Origin of the sequence: Chryseobacterium oncorhynchi, from assembly GCF_002899895.1 — a bacterium.
Classification (GTDB): Bacteria; Bacteroidota; Bacteroidia; order Flavobacteriales; family Weeksellaceae; genus Chryseobacterium; species Chryseobacterium oncorhynchi.
The window spans coordinates 40,835-61,482 of the sequence record NZ_PPEI02000002.1; the positions used below are offsets into that span (position 1 = coordinate 40,835).

At 34.6% G+C, this 20,648-nt stretch carries 22 protein-coding genes; 16 read left to right on the plus strand and 6 right to left on the minus strand.

The annotated features are described in order from the left end of the window. Positions 1 to 16 precede the first annotated feature (16 nt). From C1638_RS05835 to C1638_RS05850, 4 genes are all read left to right on the plus strand, one after another. Complete coding sequence (locus C1638_RS05835) at positions 17 to 478, plus strand: hypothetical protein (RefSeq protein ID WP_109619149.1); 462 nt, start codon at positions 17 to 19, stop codon at positions 476 to 478. A 147-nt stretch (positions 479 to 625) separates the two neighbouring features. After that, on the plus strand, positions 626 to 1,273 hold the full coding sequence (lolA1, locus tag C1638_RS05840) for an outer membrane lipoprotein periplasmic chaperone LolA1 (RefSeq protein WP_106915813.1): 648 nt from the start codon (positions 626 to 628) through the stop codon (positions 1,271 to 1,273). Between the two features lie 99 nt (positions 1,274 to 1,372). Next, complete coding sequence (locus tag C1638_RS05845; RefSeq protein WP_109619151.1) at positions 1,373 to 2,830, plus strand: LptF/LptG family permease; 1,458 nt, start codon at positions 1,373 to 1,375, stop codon at positions 2,828 to 2,830. A 127-nt stretch (positions 2,831 to 2,957) separates the two neighbouring features. Then, positions 2,958 to 3,755: a hypothetical protein gene (locus tag C1638_RS05850; protein ID WP_109619153.1), complete on the plus strand. Its 798-nt coding sequence runs from the start codon at positions 2,958 to 2,960 to the stop codon at positions 3,753 to 3,755. An 88-nt stretch (positions 3,756 to 3,843) separates the two neighbouring features. Here C1638_RS05850 and C1638_RS05855 read toward each other — a convergent pair whose 3' ends face one another. Both C1638_RS05855 and frr read right to left on the minus strand, forming a co-directional pair. Next, positions 3,844 to 4,905, minus strand: a complete 1,062-nt coding sequence (locus C1638_RS05855) for a 3-oxoacyl-ACP synthase III family protein (protein WP_109619155.1) — start codon at positions 4,903 to 4,905, stop codon at positions 3,844 to 3,846. Between the two features lie 225 nt (positions 4,906 to 5,130). Continuing rightward, a complete protein-coding gene (gene frr / locus C1638_RS05860; protein ID WP_109619157.1) occupies positions 5,131 to 5,685 on the minus strand; it encodes a ribosome recycling factor in 555 nt (184 codons plus the stop codon). A gap of 479 nt (positions 5,686 to 6,164) precedes the next feature. Here frr and C1638_RS05865 point away from each other — a divergent pair, with 479 nt between their 5' ends. Beyond that, on the plus strand, positions 6,165 to 7,523 hold the full coding sequence (locus C1638_RS05865) for a lipase family protein (protein ID WP_109619159.1): 1,359 nt from the start codon (positions 6,165 to 6,167) through the stop codon (positions 7,521 to 7,523). 83 nt (positions 7,524 to 7,606) lie between these two features. Here C1638_RS05865 and pyrH read toward each other — a convergent pair whose 3' ends face one another. Continuing rightward, positions 7,607 to 8,314: a UMP kinase gene (pyrH, locus tag C1638_RS05870; protein ID WP_045496358.1), complete on the minus strand. Its 708-nt coding sequence runs from the start codon at positions 8,312 to 8,314 to the stop codon at positions 7,607 to 7,609. A gap of 167 nt (positions 8,315 to 8,481) precedes the next feature. Here pyrH and porQ point away from each other — a divergent pair, with 167 nt between their 5' ends. The 5 genes from porQ (at position 8,482) to C1638_RS05895 (ending at position 11,558) form a co-directional block, all read left to right on the plus strand. After that, a complete protein-coding gene (gene porQ / locus C1638_RS05875) occupies positions 8,482 to 9,474 on the plus strand; it encodes a type IX secretion system protein PorQ (protein WP_109619161.1) in 993 nt (330 codons plus the stop codon). Positions 9,475 to 9,547: 73 nt separating this feature from the next. Next, complete coding sequence (cmk, locus tag C1638_RS05880; RefSeq protein ID WP_109619163.1) at positions 9,548 to 10,222, plus strand: (d)CMP kinase; 675 nt, start codon at positions 9,548 to 9,550, stop codon at positions 10,220 to 10,222. Positions 10,223 to 10,317: 95 nt separating this feature from the next. Then, the gene (locus C1638_RS05885; protein ID WP_109619166.1) at positions 10,318 to 10,668 is read left to right on the plus strand and encodes a YtxH domain-containing protein; all 351 of its coding nucleotides are present in this window, start codon (positions 10,318 to 10,320) and stop codon (positions 10,666 to 10,668) included. 80 nt (positions 10,669 to 10,748) lie between these two features. Then, on the plus strand, positions 10,749 to 11,057 hold the full coding sequence (locus tag C1638_RS05890; RefSeq protein ID WP_076355480.1) for a phage holin family protein: 309 nt from the start codon (positions 10,749 to 10,751) through the stop codon (positions 11,055 to 11,057). Between the two features lie 3 nt (positions 11,058 to 11,060). Further along, the gene (locus tag C1638_RS05895; RefSeq protein ID WP_109619168.1) at positions 11,061 to 11,558 is read left to right on the plus strand and encodes a phosphoribosyl-ATP pyrophosphatase; all 498 of its coding nucleotides are present in this window, start codon (positions 11,061 to 11,063) and stop codon (positions 11,556 to 11,558) included. Between the two features lie 69 nt (positions 11,559 to 11,627). Here C1638_RS05895 and C1638_RS05900 read toward each other — a convergent pair whose 3' ends face one another. After that, positions 11,628 to 12,353 carry a TrmH family RNA methyltransferase gene (locus C1638_RS05900; protein WP_109619170.1) on the minus strand — a complete coding sequence of 242 codons (726 nt, stop codon included), beginning with the start codon at positions 12,351 to 12,353 and terminating at the stop codon, positions 11,628 to 11,630. Here C1638_RS05900 and tamL point away from each other — a divergent pair. Continuing rightward, positions 12,339 to 14,948, plus strand: coding sequence for a translocation and assembly module lipoprotein TamL (tamL, locus tag C1638_RS05905; protein WP_109619172.1), 2,610 nt, complete (start codon positions 12,339 to 12,341; stop codon positions 14,946 to 14,948). The two genes, C1638_RS05900 and tamL, sit on opposite strands and share 15 nt — an antisense overlap. On the opposite strand, the gene C1638_RS05910 is transcribed toward tamL, so the two are convergent. Next, a complete protein-coding gene (locus C1638_RS05910) occupies positions 14,945 to 15,502 on the minus strand; it encodes a SanA/YdcF family protein (RefSeq protein ID WP_394337078.1) in 558 nt (185 codons plus the stop codon). The genes tamL and C1638_RS05910 overlap by 4 nt on opposite strands. 56 nt (positions 15,503 to 15,558) lie before the next feature. Then, positions 15,559 to 16,683 (minus strand): ferredoxin--NADP reductase, encoded by a 1,125-nt coding sequence (locus tag C1638_RS05915; RefSeq protein ID WP_109619175.1) that lies wholly within the window; start codon positions 16,681 to 16,683, stop codon positions 15,559 to 15,561. A gap of 33 nt (positions 16,684 to 16,716) precedes the next feature. Between C1638_RS05915 and C1638_RS05920 the strand changes: the two genes are divergently transcribed. The 5 genes from C1638_RS05920 (at position 16,717) to C1638_RS05940 (ending at position 20,628) form a co-directional block, all read left to right on the plus strand. Beyond that, a complete protein-coding gene (locus C1638_RS05920) occupies positions 16,717 to 17,277 on the plus strand; it encodes a TlpA family protein disulfide reductase (RefSeq protein ID WP_109619177.1) in 561 nt (186 codons plus the stop codon). Positions 17,278 to 17,302: 25 nt separating this feature from the next. Further along, positions 17,303 to 18,274 (plus strand): iron chelate uptake ABC transporter family permease subunit, encoded by a 972-nt coding sequence (locus tag C1638_RS05925; RefSeq protein WP_185140410.1) that lies wholly within the window; start codon positions 17,303 to 17,305, stop codon positions 18,272 to 18,274. A gap of 332 nt (positions 18,275 to 18,606) precedes the next feature. Continuing rightward, positions 18,607 to 18,984, plus strand: a complete 378-nt coding sequence (locus C1638_RS05930) for a GxxExxY protein (protein WP_109619181.1) — start codon at positions 18,607 to 18,609, stop codon at positions 18,982 to 18,984. Between the two features lie 102 nt (positions 18,985 to 19,086). Further along, positions 19,087 to 20,010, plus strand: coding sequence for an ABC transporter ATP-binding protein (locus tag C1638_RS05935; protein WP_109619183.1), 924 nt, complete (start codon positions 19,087 to 19,089; stop codon positions 20,008 to 20,010). Between the two features lie 165 nt (positions 20,011 to 20,175). Then, positions 20,176 to 20,628 (plus strand): MarR family winged helix-turn-helix transcriptional regulator, encoded by a 453-nt coding sequence (locus C1638_RS05940; RefSeq protein WP_106916701.1) that lies wholly within the window; start codon positions 20,176 to 20,178, stop codon positions 20,626 to 20,628. Positions 20,629 to 20,648: the final 20 nt, after the last annotated feature.

Genomic DNA, 20,648 nt, shown 5'->3' on the forward strand with positions numbered 1-20,648 from the left:
AAACTAAACTATTACCATGAAAATTTCAATAAAACAAACTATTAAATTGGGTCTTTTTGCATGTACACTCACATTATCTTCATGTGCATTAAGAACTGTTCCCAGTGACTACACTTCTGTAAAATTGGATGTCATTGATCATAATACCCTGGGAAATGGCAAAGTACTTATTTATAATGGTGCCGGAATTCTTCATAAAATGGATAATACTGCAAGATTAAATATTGGATTGGATGGTAAATCATTAGGACAAATCAGACCAAAAGAATATGTTATTGTTGATTTAGGAAAAGGAAATCATGAGTTTACAGCTCTTCATATAGATATGGTGAATATGAGAAGTAAACATCCGGTTGAGATTAATGATAATACTAAAGTGATTAAAATTGAACCAACCATCACTTCTAATAAATTAACTGTCACCAATATTCTCCCTGAAAATTTTGAGCAATATATTGAAAGACCGGAGACAAGATAATTGGTAAAACATTATCGATAATAATGTATCCAGCATAGCAAGGCGGCTTTTGGAACAGTTTTTGGAAGATCTGCATAGTTAAAGGGAAAAACGAATAGTTTTAACCTTAAGAGTTAAAAAAAATCTAACGATTATTAAATTAAGAAAATGAAAAATATTATTTCAAAAGTTATATTGGGAAGTTTTGTTGTAGGTGCAGTAGGTATGGCTAATGCTCAGAAAATAGATGCAAAAGCTAAAAAGATATTGGATGATATTACAGCCAACTATAATTCTAAAAAGAATTCTTACTTCAAATTTTCTTTTGGAAGCGGTCTAAACGGACAGGTGACAAAGACTGAACCCGGCATTTATTATGCTGCAGGAGATAAATATAAACTGAAGATCATGGATACAGAACAGATCTTCGATGGAAATAAAATCTACAACATCAATGCTGATGATATGGAGGTAACGATTGCAAAACCTAACGGAAGCAGCACCATGTTCTCCCCTATCAACTACCTTACAACTTATAGAAACGATTACAACGTAACTTATAATGGTAAGAAAACAGTAAACGGTGTAAATGCAGACTTTATTAAGCTGACTCCTGTAAAGGCAAACGGAATACAATATGTTTATATTTTTGTAGATTCAGCGAAAAAACAAATGGTAAAATTAGAACAACACGGAAACAACAAGGATGTTGCAGTAATTGCCATTAAAGAATACAAAGAAAACCAAACTTTGGATCCTAATATGTTTGTTTTTGACAAGAATAAGTTTAAAAACTACGTTATTACAGAACTTTAAAAAACTTAGAAGTAAATTAATTAGCAAATCTGCTTTTTAAGTAAAAAATAACAAAATATAAAAGCCGCAAGTTTGCGGCTTTTTGATTAATTTTGGCGCATGTTAAAAATACTAGACAGATATATCATAAAAACCTTCTTTGGACCGTTTTTCTTTATATTCAGCGTATTGTTTTTCATTTTTATTGTAAACATTATCTGGGTTCAGTTAGGGCAGTTTATGGGGAAAGGATTAAGCTACTGGCAGATCCTAAAACTTCTTTTTTACCTTGGGGTAAACGTTATCAGTATGGTTCTCCCGCTGACCATTCTTTTGGCAAGTATCATGTCATTTGGGGAATTTGGGGAACGCTATGAACTTGCCGCTATGAAAGCCGCAGGTATTCCGTTGACCAGAGTAATGACTCCTTTGTTTGGAATAGCCACTTTACTTGCCATTATGCTATTTTTCTTTTCAAACAGTGTTATTCCTGATTTTCAGAAAAAGGCAAAGAATATGTTGTTCAATATTGCCCAGACCAAACCGGCAATCAACTTCACTCCGGGACAGTTTATTGACCAGATTCCAGGATACATGGTAAAGTTTGATAAAATATACGGAGAAAACGGAGAAAATATTGAAGGGGTATTTGTTCATAAAAAGGCTAATACCTACGAGAACCAACAGTCTGTTGTTGCAGAAAAAGGAAAATTTGTTCCGGCTGCCAATAAGAACTTTTTAAAGCTTGTTCTTCATAATGGATATGTGTTTGAAGACAGCTTCGAAGGAAAAGGAGATAATGTAAGAAGAAAACAACCTGATCAGGCCATTAAATTTGATACATTGGTTTCCCATTTCGATATCAGTGCGATCATTAACAAAGCCATTGAGAAGGAACAAATTACTGATGATTATCGTTTTGAGACTTACAATCAGCTGAACCAGACCATAGGAAAAAGCAAAAAGGAGAATGAGTTATTCTTTAAAAACATTGGAAACGATGTTCTCAACCAAACCAATTCTACGATTACTTATATGGATAAGGGCAACAAACATAAAGTAGCTCCAAAGTCTCAAATAAAATTAGATACCATAAAAGGAGACAAGAAACTGGACATCCTTTATAATTCTTATAACAGACTAGACAACCTTAAATCTACATTGGAATCCAAAAAGAATGAATTCAGTTCGAATGTAAAATACTTTAGCAAGGTAGTTATCTACCAACAAAGAATGGTATCTTATTCTGTAACTTGTATTATATTTTTCTTGATTGGATCGAGTTTAGGTTCCATCATTAGAAAAGGAGGTATGGGACTACCGGTAATTATTGCCATTGTTATTTTCATTATCTTTTATGTAATGAATGTTGGGGTGGAAAACATGTCATGGAGTGGAAAAATGAATCCATATCTAGCAGCATGGCTTCCTAATTTTATCCTTCTTCCGTTTGGAATCTGGATGACCTACAAAGCCCTTACAGATTCACAATTATTTGATGCAGAAAAATACAAAGCATTATTTAAGCCTATTACAAAGAGATTCTCGAAAAGTAAAGAACATAAGAGATATCAATAATTTTCTAAAATTAAGAGATACAGACCTGGATTTTTCCGGGTCTTTTTATTTTCAAACAAACTTAAATCATTCGTTCTTCTTCAAAACATAAAAGATTATATTTACAAAAAATTAAAACTATAACTACATGAAAAAAGTACTGGCACTAGGCCTGTTTACATTGGTTTGCTTGAACGTACATGCTCAAGAAGACGGCAATACCGACTATGAATTAAGAGGAGATGAAAAATACGGTTATATCATCGATAAAAGCGGCAAAAAGGTTGAAGGAATTGTAAGGATGAACGGAGACGATTTGTATCCTTGGAATAATCAAAAGAAAGTTAAATTTGTCGCCGTTACAGATATTGACAAGTCTAAAAAGAAACAAAAGTTCAAGAATCTCGACACAGATGATATTAAGGAATACGTAGCCATTGATAACAACAATAACGAAAGGCATTTCGAAACAATCAAGTATACGAATACCAAAGAGGGTTTCAATACAGCTACGGGTGGCTTGAGTGGTAATATTAAGGCATTTAATAACCTTACAAAAAATACACAATTTGCTGAAATTGTAAAAGATGGTAAGATCAGGGTATATAAGTTATACGGATATCCCACAACATTCTCTGCGGGTACCAGCCAAATAACAGCAGCCGAGGAAGAAACCAAAAGAATGAGACAGAACCCATCCTATATTTATAGTAAAAAAGGAGGTAAAATTGAAGAGCTTACTTTTGCCAAAGCTAAGATCATCACTGCAGACTGTAGCTATGTAAAAGGAAAGCTAACCAGCGGTTCATATGCTTCCATGAAGAATGATGAAAAGAAAAGATCAGGCTTGGGAAAGCTTATTAAAAGTCAGATTGACGATGTAATGTCTAATGTTCCTGAGATTGTAGAAGAAGTCATCACTGACTATAATGATAACTGCAAATAAATTTTAACACTACAAAAGAGAGGCTTCAGATTTGAAGTCTCTCTTTTTATTTTTATGTGGATAACAGAATTCTGTTTCGCTTTAAAATTTAAAATTGATAAACAAAAGAATTGATATTCATCCCCGCACCTACGGAAGCAAATAAAACCACATCACCCTTTTGAATACTATGCTGCTCCAATTCACCATTTAAAATCATAGTTAATAAAGACGGAATAGTCGCCACACTACTGTTCCCCAGCTTACTGATCACCATAGGCATTATATTCTCAGGAACCGGAGTATCATACAATTGATAAAACCTGTTAACAATGGCTTCATCCATTTTTTCGTTGGCCTGATGAATAATAATTTTACTTAACTGATTAATAGAATATCCGCTATTATCTAAACATTTTTTCATAGCATCTGGCACATTCAGAAGAGCAAACTCATAGATCTTTCTTCCGTCCATTTTAATGAACTTCGTATCCGGACATCCATCATTATTATAGGTTTTCCCAAAATACAGATAATCCTTTTCCTTGAATGTATAAGAAGCAGATAAATGAGATTTTATCCCCGCTCCATCATCGTTCCCCACTTCCAAAATAACAGCCCCCGCACCGTCCGCATAAATCATACTATCTCTATCATGAATATCTACAACACGGGAAAGCGTTTCTCCTCCAATTACCAGGCAACGTTTTGCAATTCCAGACTTGATGAATGCATTAGCTTGTATAACTCCCTCAATCCATCCCGGACATCCGAACAAAACATCATAAGCCACACAAAAGTTATTTTTAATTCCTAATGTATGTTTTACTCTTGCAGCAAGACTGGGAACCATATCAGATTGAATTGTTCCGAAACGGACATCTCCAAAATTGTGAGCAAATATAATATAGTCTAATGTTTCAGGATCTATCCCTGCATTTTTTATCGCAGCCTGAGCAGCAATAACACCTAAATCCGAAGTTACCTGAGTATTATCAGCATATCTTCTCTCTTCAATCCCTGTGATTTTCTTTAATTTCTCTGTAATGGATGCATTATCTTCTTTTAATAAAATACCATTCTCATTCAGAAAAACATGCTGATCAAAAAAGAGATTGGTTATAGTCTTCGATGGAATGTAGTTTCCTACCCCAATAATTTTAGTCATTATTTTAATCTTTAATTTCCCGTTTTAGTAATGTTTCAGGAATAATTTTATAAATATAATGAATTAACGCAGATACTTATTAATATATTATTATGCAAGGCCTTTATTTCGATAAAAATCTAAAATAACTCAACAAAAAAAGCCTCAAAAAACATAGATAAACTGATCAAACACAAAAAAATAGGCCTCCAAATTGGAAGCCTATTTTATATTTTAAAAAACTTAAAATTATACTTTCATAATTTCAGCCTCTTTTGTTTTAAGATGCTCTTCGCAAAGTTTTACATACTTGTCTGTATAAGTTTGGATTTCTTCTTCCACTCCTTTCACAACATCTTCAGAAACTCCATCTAACTTTTTAAGTTCTTTCAAACCGTCCTGTCTTGCGTTTCTTACTGTAACTTTAGTATTTTCAGCTTCTACCTTAGCCTGTTTTGCCAGTTCTCTTCTTCTTTCCTCTGTTAAAGGCGGAACATTAAGAATAATATTCTCTCCGTTATTAGAAGGTGCAAAACCTAAGTTTGAATTGATGATAGCTTTTTCAATAGCGTTAATCGCTGTTCTGTCCCAAGGTTGAATAGAAATGGTCATTGCATCTGGAACAGAAACATTGGCCACCTGGTTGATAGGAGTTGGTGCTCCATAATATTCAACCATTACATCCTGAACCATTGACGTAGAAGCACGTCCTGCTCTGATTCTTTGAAATGCATGATCCAAGTGCTTTACAGCCGCGTCCATATCATGTTTTACAGATTCTAATATAAGATCTAATTCTTCCATTATTATATTAAAGTTTGATAAATTACACATGTGTTAATAATACTGAATACCAATTAGTTAAATTCTTCAAAACACCTATAAATAAAAGTGTTTTTTACTGTTTATAAACTATTTTTTGCTATTTAGTGCTGCAAAAATAATAATTGTTTTCGAATAATAGGTATTTCCATAGATGGATTTTATGGACTTCTGTCTGCTTTGGAAGAAAGGATCCTTTTTTTAACCCTCCTATTTACCTTAAAGTGAAAGGATTCAGGACAAATACTTATATCCTATTTTGGTTATTTCTACTTACTCATATATCATTTTTAATAACTTATTTTACCTTATTCTATTGAAACGAAGAACATGACTGATTCTTAAATTTGATAATAAATTAAGATGACTTGTCATGATGAAAGCGGAAAGGCTTGCGAAAGGCTATTCTATGAAAAAACAACTAATACTCATCTTTAAACTAATTTTAAACCAATCACATTATGACAAATCCATCTTTAGATGCCTATCAACAAGTTTTTGGTATGGCAACTCTTGCAAACCGCGCCGGAGGTTACAATGGCACCGGTCTTCAATTGCAGCTACAACTTCAGTACGACTTATCTTTTTATTTCAACAATGTTCCACCGGTTAAGATCATGGGACAAAATGATCCTTCAACAGCCGACCCCTCAATTATCCCGTTTTTAGGCGACTGGGATCTTGTCTGGGGACCTGCTCTGATTGAAGAAACTGACGAAAAAGGCAAGCCTACCGGGGTTGCCGACAACGCATTATATGTAGCGCAGTGTAACACTGTCGCATTTCCGGGAGGACCTACATTACCAACTTACGTTGTAGCTATTGCTGCTACCAATCCTTCTTCGCTTTATGATTGGGAAACAGAAGATTTTTCCGTGTCAGAAGTAGTGAACTGGGCAACGTATGATCCTGCTAACTTCACTCCGTCACCTTATAATGGTACTGATCCTTATATTTCAAAAGGTACGGCTACAGGTATTGGTATACTTCTGGGACTCATAAGTCCGAATCATGCAGCTTCACCCAACACTACGTTACAACAGTTTCTAAGAGGTTTAAACCCAGACCCAAGTACAGCTATTATATTTTGCGGACACAGTCTTGCAGGAGCACTATCGCCTACCCTAGCCCTTTATCTAAAAGAAAATAAGGATCTTGATGCTTTTGGGGTCACGCTTGTTTACCCTACTGCAGGACCTACTCCTGGAGAAACAGCATTTGCAAATCTTTTCAATAATGCTTTTCCTCCGCTACCTTCCGGATGGAAAGCCCAAACAGGAGATTATCAGAATTGGAACACCATGCACTGGAATGATCTGGATGTAGTCCCTCATGCCTGGCCAGTGTCAGAATTGGGAGAAATCGCAAATATATATGGACAGGCAACTACCAATATGACAGCATCCATATTAAAAGCTTTACAAAAGATAGCTATCGATGATTCATCAAAATCAGGAGCTAACTATACAAGAATACAAAACAAATCACTTCCAGGTCAACTTCAAAATTCAGACGGGCCCTCGATTAGTATTAAAACACCTCCTGAGACTTTGCATGACTATATGCTTCAGTTAGCATTACAACATGTGGGTATGTATACCGGTATTCCTGCTGCAGGATCCGATCCTCAGGTAAATGGTCTTATTTTACCACAGCCATTACCACAACAAACCCCATTGAAACTTGTACCTGGAGTAATTAAAGTCCCTCAACTTGAAATTATAATGAAAATAATAAGTCAGATCATTGGCTGGATTTCTTCCCATTACGTTTTGGTTGAAAAAGAAAATGCCACGCAAAATGTTGAGGCAGATAAATAATCACTAAAAACTAATATTAAAACAAAAACACCTGCCACGATAATCGTGACAGGTGTTCTTTATATTTTTTCTACTAAAATTGATTATAAATCAACCAAAGTACCTACATTCTCTCCGTCTACAATTTTTACTAAATTCCCATCCTTGTTCATATCAAATACAATGATAGGCAATTTGTTTTCGTGGCTTAAAGTAAATGCAGTCATATCCATAACCTTAAGATTCTTTTCAAATACTTCATCAAATGATAATGAATTGTATTTTACAGCATCAGCATTTTTTTCAGGATCACTGTCGTAGATTCCGTCTACTCTTGTTCCTTTAAGGATTACATCTGCTCCAATTTCGATAGCTCTTAATGTTGCAGCGGTATCTGTTGTAAAATAAGGATTTCCTGTTCCTGCCCCGAAGATAACTACTCTTCCTTTTTCAAGGTGTCTTACCGCTCTTCTTTTGATGAAAGGTTCAGCTACCTTATCCATTTCAATAGCAGACTGAAGTCTTGTCTTGATTCCTGCATCCTCCAAAGCACCCTGAAGCGCCATACCATTAATTACAGTAGCTAACATTCCCATGTAGTCACCCTGTACTCTATCCATCCCTTTTGCAGCGCCTGCAACACCACGGAAAATATTTCCTCCTCCAATGACGATCGCTACTTCACAGCCTTTTTCAACCACTTTCTTGATCTCTGCAGCATATTCCTGCAGTCTCTCGTTGTCGATACCGTATTGTCTGTTCCCCATTAAGGCCTCACCACTCAGTTTTAGAAGGATTCTTTTATATTTCATCTTTTATTTTTAATAAGCTTTTATTAGGCTTGGTTTCCCAAAAATTTGATTTTGCAAATATAATCATTAAAAATATTGATAAAAGAAAAATATTTAATTAGAAATAATGTAAGAAATATTTTGAAAAGTACGAAAAAGGATTATTTTTGCATTAATTATAAATTGAGTTGAAGAAAATTATCATTTTTTCATTATTTCTATCAGGAATTGTTTCTTATGCGCAAACAGGAACAAATGTTTATCCGTTCTTAAATGTACCTGTATCTGCAAGACAGGCTGCTCTGGGTGGAGATGCAATTTCGATAAGAGATTATGATGTTTCCTTTGCTATTGCAAACCCAGCCCTGTTAAATAAAGATTCTGATAAGCAGCTTTCTGTAAATGCTACAGCCTACCTGGCTGATTCAAAATACGGAACTATTGCCTATGCCAAGGACTTTGAGAATGGTCACATGGCCACCATTAATGCCCGTTACATGAGCTACGGAAGCATTCCTAGGACAGACGAAAGTGGCTTTCAGGATGGTGAATATAAGGCTTCGGATGTTGCCATTGGAGCCGGCTATGCCTATCAGTTTGAAGAAGACTGGACCATTGGTGGAGGATTAAACTTCGTTACCTCAAAAATTGATAATTATACCTCTTCCGCTATTTCAGGAACTGCGGGAGTTACCTACCACAACAAAAAAAATAAGGAAGTTCTTTCCCTTGTATTAAGAAATTTCGGTTTCCAGTTGAAATCATTCAACGGAGTACGTGAAAATCTTCCATTCAGAATTGATCTGGGATATACCAAAATACTAAAGAATTTCCCTCTTGCTATTACGATTACCGCACACGACCTTCAGAAATTTGATATTTCATCAGAATATAATGTAGAAGGGCAAAAGGTTAATTCCGGAAGAAAAATTGCCGATCACTTCTCTTTAGGAGCAGAACTATTCCCGGAAAAAAGCTTTAATATCAGATTGGGATATAATGTAAAAAGAGGAAATGAACTTGCCGTGGCAGATCAGAGAAACTTTTCAGGACTGTCTGCAGGATTTGGAATTAAGGTTTCAAGGTTTCGTATAGATTATGCACATGTAAGATACCACAACTCATCGAATGTCAACCAGATAGGTGTTTCTATGGATCTTTCCAGCCACAGAGGAGAGTAAGAAAAATCTTAAATCCATCTTAAAATTTCTTATTATTCCTTGATTTTCTAAAAAAAATCTTGAAATTTGCAGTATGAAAAAACCTGTAATAGCTATCGATGGGTACTCGTCTACCGGAAAAAGTTCTATCTCCAAGATCATTGCTGATAAGCTAGGACTTATTCATATGGATACAGGAGCGCTTTACAGAGGAGTTACCTGGTTTGCTTTACAGCACTGTTTGAATGATGATGGCCAAATTGATCTGAATACCCTATTCTCTTCTTTAGATCAAATTCAACTTGAATTTAAGAATAACAACGGAACATTAATCCTCTATCTTAATAATACAGATATCTCCAAGGAAATCCGTTCCAATGAAGTTTCTGATAACGTAAGCCTTGTTGCCAAGCAAAAGGAAGTAAGAGACTTTTTGTTGCAATCCCAACGTTCTTTGGCAGAAAAAGGCGGAGTAATTATGGATGGACGTGACATAGGGACAGTAGTTCTGCCAAATGCGGACTATAAGTTCTTTCTTACTGCCAGCATTGATGAAAGAACCAACAGAAGATTTCTTGAGTTAAAAGGACTTGGAATTGAAGCCGATAAGGAACAGGTAAAGCAGAATCTTATCGAAAGAGATAAAATTGATAGCGAGCGTGAAATAGCCCCATTGAAGCAGGCTGACGACGCTATTATTATTGATAATTCTGAATTGACTAAGGAGGAAACTATTGAACTTATCCTTTCTTACATTGAAAAGATTTAACAATTTTTAATAGGAATAAAACCTCCTTTGGTATACAAATTGCAAGTTTTATCAGTGTAAAAACTAATCTATTATTAACTATTAAAAAACTTATAATGTCTAAAAACGGAAAAAATACAGCAGGTATATTAGCGGGACTTCTTGCAGGTGCTGCAGCAGGTGTAATCTTAGGAATGTTATATGCTCCTGAAGAAGGAAAAGAAACTAGAAAAAAAATCAAGAATAAGGCTGATGATTTGAAAGATCAGGCTAAAAACAAATACGGTGAAGTTTCTGAAAAAGTGAAAGACCAATATGGTAATATCTCTTCTACTTTCAAGGAAACAGCAAACAACGTAGCACATACTATGAAAGACGGGTATGATAAATACAAAGATCAGATTGTTTCTAAAACTGCAGATGTAGTAAAGGATGTAGAAGCAGAATTAAACGATCTTAAAAAATAAGTAATTTATCTTTTTTAAGTAAATTACAGAAAGGAACTTTTGTGCGAAAGTTCCTTTTTTTGTAACTTTAAAAAAAAACAATGATAGAAACTATTAAAGAATACGCCTCGAAGAGAATAGATCTTCTGAAAATTGAAGCTACTGAAAAGTCTTCTCTTTCTGCCGGGCTCATTACCTACTTTGTAGTACTGCTTGTTGCTTTTGCTTTTTTTATTATCCTTTTCAACTTTGGAATTGCATTCCTTATCGGGAAAGCATTGGATAATTATTCTTACGGATTCTTAATTGTTGCAGCCTTTTATGCTGTTGTAATGGCCTTTGTCATTTCATTCAAAAATAAGATTGTCAATACTGTTGCAGACCAGGTTATTAAATTTTTAAATCATTAAACCATGAGCAGAAAATACGAAAGCATAGAAGAACTAAGAAGAAAGAAAAAACTGCTTCAGGGGGAAATAAATGATTTGGAGAACCTTCTTACCTTTAAGAATACAAAAGAAAGCCTCAGTGCATTTACCAATGGCCTGAGTGATCAGTATCTTCAGGAAAAAGTAGATGAGGACGGTGATGAAAAAGTAGTTTTAAGAAAGGATGTCATTGCCAAACAGCTTACCTCGGAAGTAAAAGATCTATTGATTAGTAAGAATACAGCTGTGGGACTTGCAAATTCTGCATTCAAGGGAAATATTGCAGACAGCCTCGTTAAACTGGGTGTTACAGCAATTGTGGGCAACTATGCCAAAAAAAATATGAAAAGCTCTAACTGGAAGAACAAACTTGTAGGTGCAGCTTTGATATATCTGGCTCCTATTGCCTTGAAATTCGTGAGAAAAAAACTGGAAGAATACCAGAAAAACAAAAGCGTTTCCAGCATGGAACAGCTTATATAGAAGTTAGAAGCTAGAGGTTAGCATGAATCTATTGATAACATCTGACTTCTAGCTTCTAATATCTAATTTCTATTTTGAAAATAACTGCCCTAAAATAATCCCGGCCGCCATTGATACATTCAGGCTTTCCGTAGACTGGGCTTTTCCAAACCTTGGAATCGTGATGCATTTTTGCAGCAGTTTTTCCGTTTCGGGCCTCATTCCGTTTCCTTCGTTTCCTAAAATTAGATTGATCTTTTCAGGCCTGTCAAAGGTATAGAGGTTTTCTCCATCCATATCCGTTCCGATATTCACATTCTCTGTTTTAGAAAGATACTCAACAAGGTCTGTATAAACCATATTTACCCTTGTGAATGATCCCATGGTAGCCTGAATCACCTTTGGATTGTAAAAATCCACAGTATCTTCACTGCAAATGATCTGTTCTATCCCAAACCAGTCTGCCAATCGGATAATGGTTCCTAAATTTCCCGGATCCTGAATACCATCCAAAACGAGTTGTATATTCTTATCCACCCACGTTTCTTCTTCTGCCAGATAACACACGGCAACAGAATCTTTTGGGGTTTTAAGAAAACTGATTTTTTTTAACTCATTTTCAGAGATATGAGTCACAGGGATATCGGTACGGTCCAATTTTTGTGGATCGGTTGATAATATTTCTTTAACTTTAAAGTTAGAATTAAAAAGTTCACAAATGATTTTATTACCTTCAACCAAAAACAAATTGTATTTTTGTCTGAACTTCTTTTTATCTAAAGATTGTAAAACTTTTATTGTATGAGCTGTAAGCATTATAAGAATTCTCCTCAAAAATATTATAAAATTATCTCATTTGCAACATTTGTTGGTCTCCTTTATGCTTGTAGTACAACAAAAAAAGTTCCGGACGGTGAATATCTCCTTACTACGAACAAATTTGAGTTCGAAGATAAGAAAGAATTTTTCGATGAAGAACTGAAAGATTACGTTCAGCAAAAGCCCAATAAAAAGCAAGTTCTTTTTATGCCACTAGGCCTAATGTTTTACAATATGGCCAATCCCAAATACGACACGATCCTTAATGAATACATGACCTACCCCGGTGAAATGAGAAATCAGAAGCTAAGGGATTCATTATTTATCAAATATAATATGAAAAGTAGTGTAGGAAAAAATCTTTTCTTTGACCGTCTTTTGCATAGCTGGGGCTCTCCTCCTTCAATACTGGATCAAACCAGAAGTGAAAAAAGTGCAGAGTCTATCAAAAAAAGACTTACCTATAGAGGATTTTGGGATGCAGAAGTGAAATACAGACATGATCTGGATTCTGCATCTAAAAAAGCGGCAGTAAACTATTTTGTCAAGCATAATGAACCTACCCGCATTAAGGATTATTATTACAATATTCCAGATCAGGGAATTAAAGGATATTATACTCATAATCTTAATAGAAGTTTTATAAGATCAGGCCAGATTCTCGATCAGACTATTCTTGAAAGAGAAGTAACGAGAATTACTGATCTGATGAGGGAGTTTGGATATTATAAATTTAATGCATCCAATGATGAGGTTTATTTTGTTGCCGACTCTTTGAAAAGTAAAAAACAAGTTCCTCTTACCCTAGAAATCCATAAAGATTCTCTGGACACTCCTTATAAGGTGGCTACTTTTGGAAACATAGATGTTGCCATTGTAGATGAACCTGGTGATTATCCTAAAAACACGGTTAAGGATAGCTTAAGAAGGATCAGATTCCATAAGATGAACAATAAGTATAAAACATCTTCATTATGGAGAGCTATTATTGCTGACAACAAACAGGTTTTTGACCAAAAGAAACTGGATGTTACCAAAAGGAATCTTATGTCTATGAACAATTTTAGTATTGTAAAAGCAAGAGACTCCTTAAGACAGGGCGGAATGTCTTCTCCTAATGATAGTATTGTAGACGTTCTATATGTATTGAAACCGCTTCCAAAGTATGAACTTAAAGTGGGTACGGATGTTAATTACTCTCAGGTACTAAATCTTGGGGTATCCCCTTCTGTAGATCTTACTACCCGAAACGTATTCAGAGGGGCAGAAAACCTTTTCACCAGTATTTCCGGAACATTCGGATCTATCAGGAGTACAAAAGACATTGATAAAAGAACAACAGCCTACGAAATATCTGCTCAGGCATCCCTTAATTTCCCAAGGTTGCTACTTCCTTTTAATTATTATAAGTTTATGCCTAAAAGGTATACGCCTACATCTTCTATTTTGCTGGGAGCTTCCATCCAAAATAATATAGGTTTGGGTAGAGTTAACTTTAATACCGGATTAAATTATCAGGCGAATGTTAATGAACAGGTATACCATAAGCTAACGTTATTTAATACTCAGATCAGTTTAACAAAGAACAAGGATGCTTATTATGATTACTTTCCTAATGATGAAAAAATTAGAGCTGATATTTTTGAGAACTATTCTACCTTTAATGCCGATTCCCACCAGGAGTATCAGGATTATTTAAATGGAAAATTGAGTATTGAAGATGTTTCTAAGAGAATAATACAGAATGAACCTTACAGAAATTCACTTAACCAACAAGGAACTGATCTTTTAACAGCGTTCAGAGGGACTTTGGTGAATAAGGACAGACAAACACAGGATGTTTTGATCTCTTCCATGATCTATAACTTTGTTTATAATGAAATTGGAAAAAAAGAGTATCCTAATGCATTTTATTTCAACGGAAAAGTTGAATTGGCGGGTAATTTATTAAGTATATTCAATAAAAAAGATGATGGCGGAGGACTTGTTACATCTCCTCAGAGAACCATCTTTGGAATTCCCTACGCACAATTCGTAAAGTTTGATGTTGATGTCAGAAAATATTTTAAATTCAATGGTAATCAGACATTGGTTCTTCGCCAGTTTGTGGGAGTTGGAATCCCGTATGGAAACTCTGAAGACATGCCCATCATCAAGTCTTACTTTAACGGAGGATCCAATGATATCAGAGCTTGGGTAGCATTTGGAGGATTAGGTCCTGCAGATTCTCAGGTAGATGAAAGAGTACGTACCTATATGACGGACAACGTAAAGCTTACCACCAATATTGAATACAGAATCCCTTTCAACAAGATGTATGAGGGAGCATTATTTACAGATATTGGGAATACGTGGAGTCTTCGTAATTATAATGACGGTTACGGAGATGAATTTAAATTTAATAAATTCCTAGGTCAAGTTGGTGTTGGTAGTGGGTTTGGTTTAAGAATCAATGTAGCCTACATTACATTCAGACTAGACTTTGCTTATAAGATGTATGATCCTAATAAGGCTGAAGGCGACAGATGGAGAGTTAAAAACTTCCAGCCTTTCAAACCTACAGTTAATTTTGCTTTCGGATATCCTTTCTAATCCGGAGAAACTCCAAGAATAAAATAAACTACAGCAATTACACGGGCGAGAATTTCTCTCGCCTGATTTCTGTAGAAACTTTCTGGTTTTGTGACATCCTGTGCATCAAATCCTAATGCGTTCATATCATTATTTCTTGCAAAAAATAAGGCACGGAGGTTATGATATCCTTGTGAAACGATAATCACATTTTTCTTTTTATATACATCCTTACAACGAAGAATACTTTTATAGGTATTAAACCCTTTCGGGTCCTCAATAATAATATCTTCAGGAACCCCTTCTTGGTAGATCAAATAATTTTTCATAGCAGCAGGTTCATTATAACCTTTGCTTTTTTCGCCACTTACGATGATTTTTTTAATTTTCCCATGATGATAAAGAAGAGATGCAGCATCCATTCTTTTCGTAAAATAAGGATTGGAAACTCCGGATCTCATCTTTGGAGAAGTGCCTAGTACCAAAGCAATCTCTCTGGGTGGGATTTTAGAAATTTTAGTATAAGTACGTCCGTTGGTAAGTCCAAAAACCCACACATTACAGAAGCATATCATTAAAATTCCTAATTCTAATGATATAAAACCTAAATTAAATATGTTTCTAATAATTCTCAACTAAGATCAAAGTTAAGCTTTATTTTTTTACTTTTCACAATTGACATGCAAGCTAGTATATGGCCTTGATTTTCTTCCTTTTCTGTAAGATACTCATTTTCTAACAGTTCCACTTCTCCTTCTTCCAACGAGCATTCACAGCTTCCACAAATTCCGGACTTGCAGGAATAAGGGACAGGAAATTTTTGAAGCAAGAGCTGTTGAAGAATTCTATCCTTATTATCAGGAAGTTGAGCCGTATATTTTTTTCCTAGCATAGTAAATTCCACCTCTATATTCTCAATAAGCGGAAATTCTTTTTCTACAGGGTAAATATCATCATTATATTCCTCAAAAAGTTCAAAATGAATATTTCTTTTCGGGATTCCGTGGTGGTAACAAGCATTTGCCAATGTTTTAATCATCTCTCCTTTTCCACAGATAAGAACTTCATCCACAGCATCCCAAATGGTAGACTCCTCATCCGTATCATCCAAATGAAGAATTTGATTGATAATTAAATTTAATTTCTTTTCATCCAATCTACCATAGAAAAACTGATCACCTGTTTTTTCCTGTGAAAAAAAGTAAAAAATCTGGAGTCTGTCGCCACAAGTTCTGGCAAGATTATCCAATTGATCTCGATAGATCAAATCATCTGAACTTTTATTTCCAAAAAACAAAAACAGCCTTGTTCTGGGTTCATTATGAAGAATATTTTTAAAATGGCTTAAAATAGGAGTAATTCCAATGCCGGCAGCAAAGGCAACAATTGTTCTGAATTCACTGGGTTTAGACACCAAAGTAAATCTTCCCGCAGGTTCACTTATCTGAATTTCATCTCCGACATTATAGTTCTTAAACAGTTGGAAAGTAGCTCCCTCAGTAGAGTTAACCTTTATTCCCAGACATATTTTCCCTTCATAAGGAGCAGAAGTCATTGAATAATCATTAATAACCTCTTTACCATGGGATTGAAATTTAACACTTACAAACTGGCCGGCTTCAAACTTAAAGTTTTCTTTCAAATTCTCCGGAATATCGAACTCCAGAGAAAAAGTATTTTTGGTCAGCTCTACCTTTTTCGCTATTTTTAACGGATGAAACTGTATAAGTTTCCCTTTATAGATTTGTTGTTCCATAACTTCAATTCAAAAATAGATAAAAAATAATTTATGAAGAAGATAATTTTATCAACGTTAATCCTGACTGCTGTTTACAGTTGCAAAAAAGAAAGTCCAAAGACTGATGGTACTCCCACTACAGATTCTCTTTCTGTAACTCAAAATACAACAGCACAAGGAAGTACGTATGTTCCTAAAGAACTATCTCCTGAAAATGTAGGTCAGCACTTAGCTAAAAATAATGATACTTTATATGTAACTAATTTTTTTGCAACATGGTGTGGCCCGTGCATGAAAGAAATTCCAAGTTTCAAAAATAAGATGCAGGAATTAAAGGATAAACCTGTAAAATTCACTTTCGTAAACCTTGATGATAAGAATGACTGGGATACAGCAGTTAAAGATTTTGTTGAAGAAAATAATCTTGGTGCGAATGTTATTTTACTGGATGGCCAAAAGTTGGATCAGAATTTCTTCTCCAAGAATTTCAAGCAATGGAATGGCGGATCAATTCCGTTTACTTTCATGAGAAAAGGAAATCAGACTGATGAATATCTGGGAATGATGACGGAAGAAGTATTGAATTCTAAAATTGATGCTTTTTTAAAGTAAAAACATACCGAACTCTTTCTGAATAATGTCAAAAAGATTTAAAATCCTGTGTTTATTATTAGTAATTGCAATTATTGTAAGTGCAGTCATTAATCTGAACACAGGATTTTTGAGTTTAGGCTTACAGGATTTCTTTCAGGATTCTGCTCAAAGCCAGATTGCTGAAATCCGTATCAATCGTGTTTTGGTAATGATTCTGGCAGGAATTTCAATTCCCACTTCAGGGTTTCTGATGCAGGAATATTTCCAAAACCCACTGGCTGGACCTGATATCTTGGGGATTACATCTGTAGCCAGTTTATCAGTAGCTTTCTACATATTTTTCTCACATAATATTCTTCTCCCTGAATTTTTGCAAAACAGCTTCCTTAGTTTATCTGCTGTTGGAGGAGGCCTTGGCCTAATGCTGGTGCTCTTATCAATGTCAAATAAATTTCAGGACAAGTCATATCTTATTATTTTCGGGTTTCTGGTATCTGCTTTTGCAGGGGCAATAGTATCTCTGCTACAGTTCTATGCGGAGAACCAAAGTTTGAAAAACTATATTTTATGGTCATTTGGAGCCAATAATATGGTTACAAGAAATCAGATCTATATCTTATCAATCCTGGTATTAATAGGGTTATTCTTCTGCTTTAAGTCTGTAAAACCTCTAATCGGAAACTCCTTGGGAACATCTTATGCACAGAGTTTAGGAGTCAATTTAAAACAGTTAAAATTACTGATTATAGTAGCCTCTTCCCTACTTTCAGCTTCTATTACAGCATTTTTGGGACCTATCTTATTTATCGGGATTATTGTTCCTCATTTCTGTCGATTGATCTACAATCCCTCAAAATTATGGCAGCAGTGGATCCTTAACATGTTTCTGGGAATGCTAATCATGCTATTTTTCTCAGTGATTGCAGAAAAAACACAGATCCCATTGAATGTGATAAGTTCTGTATTTGGAATTCCTGTGATTCTTGTGATGCTTTTGAGACAGAATAAAGTATAATCTTTTTGTTGGAAAGCGCAAAGACGCAAAGATTTTTTATCCAATCTGCAAATTTTAAGGCGCAAAGATTTTATCTCCGATAAAATTGAAAACTGCATATTTAAATCCTAAAATTATACACACACGCTTGCTGAAAATCTTTGATTTTCTTGCGCCTTAAAAATATACCCAACGTATTATAAACCTTTGCGCCTTTGCGTTTACCCAAACAATAAAACTCTACTCACACTTTCTGAAGGTTTTTAATTTTCTTATACATCATAGATTACAGTCTTCGATCTCACAATTATTAACCAACAATTCATATATTTAGATTCAACAAAACACCACAAATGACAGAAAATGAATTATCAAAAGTAGTTTTTGAAACCGGTTTAAAGATTCATAAAAAACTTGGAGCGGGATTATTTGAACATGTATACGAAGAATGTATGTTCTATGAATTAACAAAATCTGGGTTTATGGTAGAAAAACAAAAACTTTGTCCCATCATTTATGAAGATTTGAAAATAGAGAATGCTTTCAGACTTGATATAATGATTGAAACCAAATTAATTTTAGAAATAAAAACTGTCGATTACATTAGCCCTACTCATAAAGCACAACTTCTAACTTATTTAAAAATGACAAACTGTAAATTAGGCATGTTGCTTAACTTTCAATCTGATGTCTTCAAAAATGGAGTAACAAGGGTTGTAAATGGCCTATAAGTTGAAAACACATAAAAATTTGATAAAGTCAAATTCTTTGAATCCTAAAAACAGTATTTTTGTAAAACATTTTGCCCCTTTTGTCTCTAACAAGCTCTCAATATGCACCTACAAATCAAACAAGCAAATATTGGTTACAATAAAACTTTAATTTCAAATGCTGATGCAAGTTTGAAGCTTGGAGATGTATGCCTATTGATTGGAAATAATGGTGTTGGGAAAACAACTTTAATTAAATCTATTCTTCATCAAATTCATTTATTAAATGGTGAGATTTTGATTAATGGTAAAAATGTAAAAAAGCTTTCCGTAAAAGAAATTGCAGAAAATATAGCGATTGTCTTTTCAAAATCGATCATTCCCCAGCATTACACGGTTGAAGACCTTATCTCATTGGGGAAATACATCTACTATCCTTTTTATTTTGAGTTAAAAAAAGAAGACCGTGATGAAGTTGCTCATATTATTGAGGAACTGGACTTAAATCAATATAGATATACCTTGCTTAAAAACCTTTCGGATGGAAATCTTCAGAAAGCATTTATAGGAAGAGCTATTACCCAGAACTCTCCTATTATTATTTTGGACGAGCCAACAACCCATCTGGACGAAAAAAATAAAATCATTATTCTTAAGACACTGAGAAGATTAGCCAAGGAACAAAATAAACTGATATTGTTTTCTTCCCACGACTGGAGGCTGGCTAAGGAATTTGCAGACAAGATCTGGTATGTGAAAAATACCGAGCTGCACACAGGAATCGTTGAGGATGTTTTACTTCAGCATGATGAACTTACGAATGCTTCATTGTTTCAAATACACGAAAACTTTATTCCGCCACACATCTCTGCACCCCAGGTTCAGAAAGAAATGCTGTATTCTTTGCTTCAAAAAAACTTTCAAAAAGACCTTTCTTTCCTAAATTTCGAGTTTAGGGATAACTTTTGGGTAATTACTAATGATTCCACGTTACACCAATGTGAATCTTTTGAAGAAATCATCAATTTCATTGTAAACATTTATTAATCTGGGTTTTTCTTTGATTATTTCACATACTATGCATGCATAGTATTATGCTACTCATATAATTTAATCTGTTTATTATCAGCTTATTAACAAAATTTAACGTTAATAAATACTATGCATGCATAATATTTACTAAATTTGGGTAAAACCATTAGCGCAAAAATGATGGATAATAATAAGGAAAAAATAGAAAACGTAGATTTAATTTTGAAGCAGACCTGGTTGGCTGTTTCAAAAATGTACACAGAGCTGGCTCAGGAACATGATTCCACAGCTGTACAAGCCCTTACCCTTCTTAAAATTGATCCCAAGGAAGGAACACGAAGTACCAATCTTGGACCCAAGATGGCCATAGAGCCTACTTCCTTAACGAGAATCATCAAACTTCTTGAAGACAACGGATATATCTATAAGGAAAAGACTACCACTGATAAAAGAGAGGTGATCATCAAACTTACAGATAAAGGATTAAACTCCAGAAACATGTCAAAGGAAGTAGTCGTCAACTTTAATAAAAAGGTGATGGAAAAGATTGCTCCGGAGAGATTGGAAACCTTTAAGGATGTCATGACGGAGATCATGAAAATAGCCAATGAACTTTTAAATAACAGAAAATAAATTATAATGAAACCGTATGG

Excerpts from the sequence above, each read along its gene's own strand:
- C1638_RS05835 (WP_109619149.1), top strand. The coding sequence starts at position 17 with ATGAAAATTTCAATAAAACAAACTATTAAATTGGGTCTTTTTGCATGT.
- lolA1 (WP_106915813.1), top strand. The coding sequence starts at position 626 with ATGAAAAATATTATTTCAAAAGTTATATTGGGAAGTTTTGTTGTAGGT.
- C1638_RS05845 (WP_109619151.1), top strand. The coding sequence starts at position 1,373 with ATGTTAAAAATACTAGACAGATATATCATAAAAACCTTCTTTGGACCG.
- C1638_RS05850 (WP_109619153.1), top strand. The coding sequence starts at position 2,958 with ATGAAAAAAGTACTGGCACTAGGCCTGTTTACATTGGTTTGCTTGAAC.
- frr (WP_109619157.1), bottom strand. The coding sequence starts at position 5,685 with ATGGAAGAATTAGATCTTATATTAGAATCTGTAAAACATGATATGGAC.
- C1638_RS05865 (WP_109619159.1), top strand. The coding sequence starts at position 6,165 with ATGACAAATCCATCTTTAGATGCCTATCAACAAGTTTTTGGTATGGCA.
- pyrH (WP_045496358.1), bottom strand. The coding sequence starts at position 8,314 with ATGAAATATAAAAGAATCCTTCTAAAACTGAGTGGTGAGGCCTTAATG.
- cmk (WP_109619163.1), top strand. The coding sequence starts at position 9,548 with ATGAAAAAACCTGTAATAGCTATCGATGGGTACTCGTCTACCGGAAAA.
- C1638_RS05885 (WP_109619166.1), top strand. The coding sequence starts at position 10,318 with ATGTCTAAAAACGGAAAAAATACAGCAGGTATATTAGCGGGACTTCTT.
- C1638_RS05890 (WP_076355480.1), top strand. The coding sequence starts at position 10,749 with ATGATAGAAACTATTAAAGAATACGCCTCGAAGAGAATAGATCTTCTG.
- C1638_RS05895 (WP_109619168.1), top strand. The coding sequence starts at position 11,061 with ATGAGCAGAAAATACGAAAGCATAGAAGAACTAAGAAGAAAGAAAAAA.
- tamL (WP_109619172.1), top strand. The coding sequence starts at position 12,339 with ATGAGCTGTAAGCATTATAAGAATTCTCCTCAAAAATATTATAAAATT.
- C1638_RS05900 (WP_109619170.1), bottom strand. The coding sequence starts at position 12,353 with ATGCTTACAGCTCATACAATAAAAGTTTTACAATCTTTAGATAAAAAG.
- C1638_RS05910 (WP_394337078.1), bottom strand. The coding sequence starts at position 15,502 with ATGATATGCTTCTGTAATGTGTGGGTTTTTGGACTTACCAACGGACGT.
- C1638_RS05915 (WP_109619175.1), bottom strand. The coding sequence starts at position 16,683 with ATGGAACAACAAATCTATAAAGGGAAACTTATACAGTTTCATCCGTTA.
- C1638_RS05920 (WP_109619177.1), top strand. The coding sequence starts at position 16,717 with ATGAAGAAGATAATTTTATCAACGTTAATCCTGACTGCTGTTTACAGT.
- C1638_RS05925 (WP_185140410.1), top strand. The coding sequence starts at position 17,303 with ATGTCAAAAAGATTTAAAATCCTGTGTTTATTATTAGTAATTGCAATT.
- C1638_RS05930 (WP_109619181.1), top strand. The coding sequence starts at position 18,607 with ATGACAGAAAATGAATTATCAAAAGTAGTTTTTGAAACCGGTTTAAAG.
- C1638_RS05935 (WP_109619183.1), top strand. The coding sequence starts at position 19,087 with ATGCACCTACAAATCAAACAAGCAAATATTGGTTACAATAAAACTTTA.
- C1638_RS05940 (WP_106916701.1), top strand. The coding sequence starts at position 20,176 with ATGGATAATAATAAGGAAAAAATAGAAAACGTAGATTTAATTTTGAAG.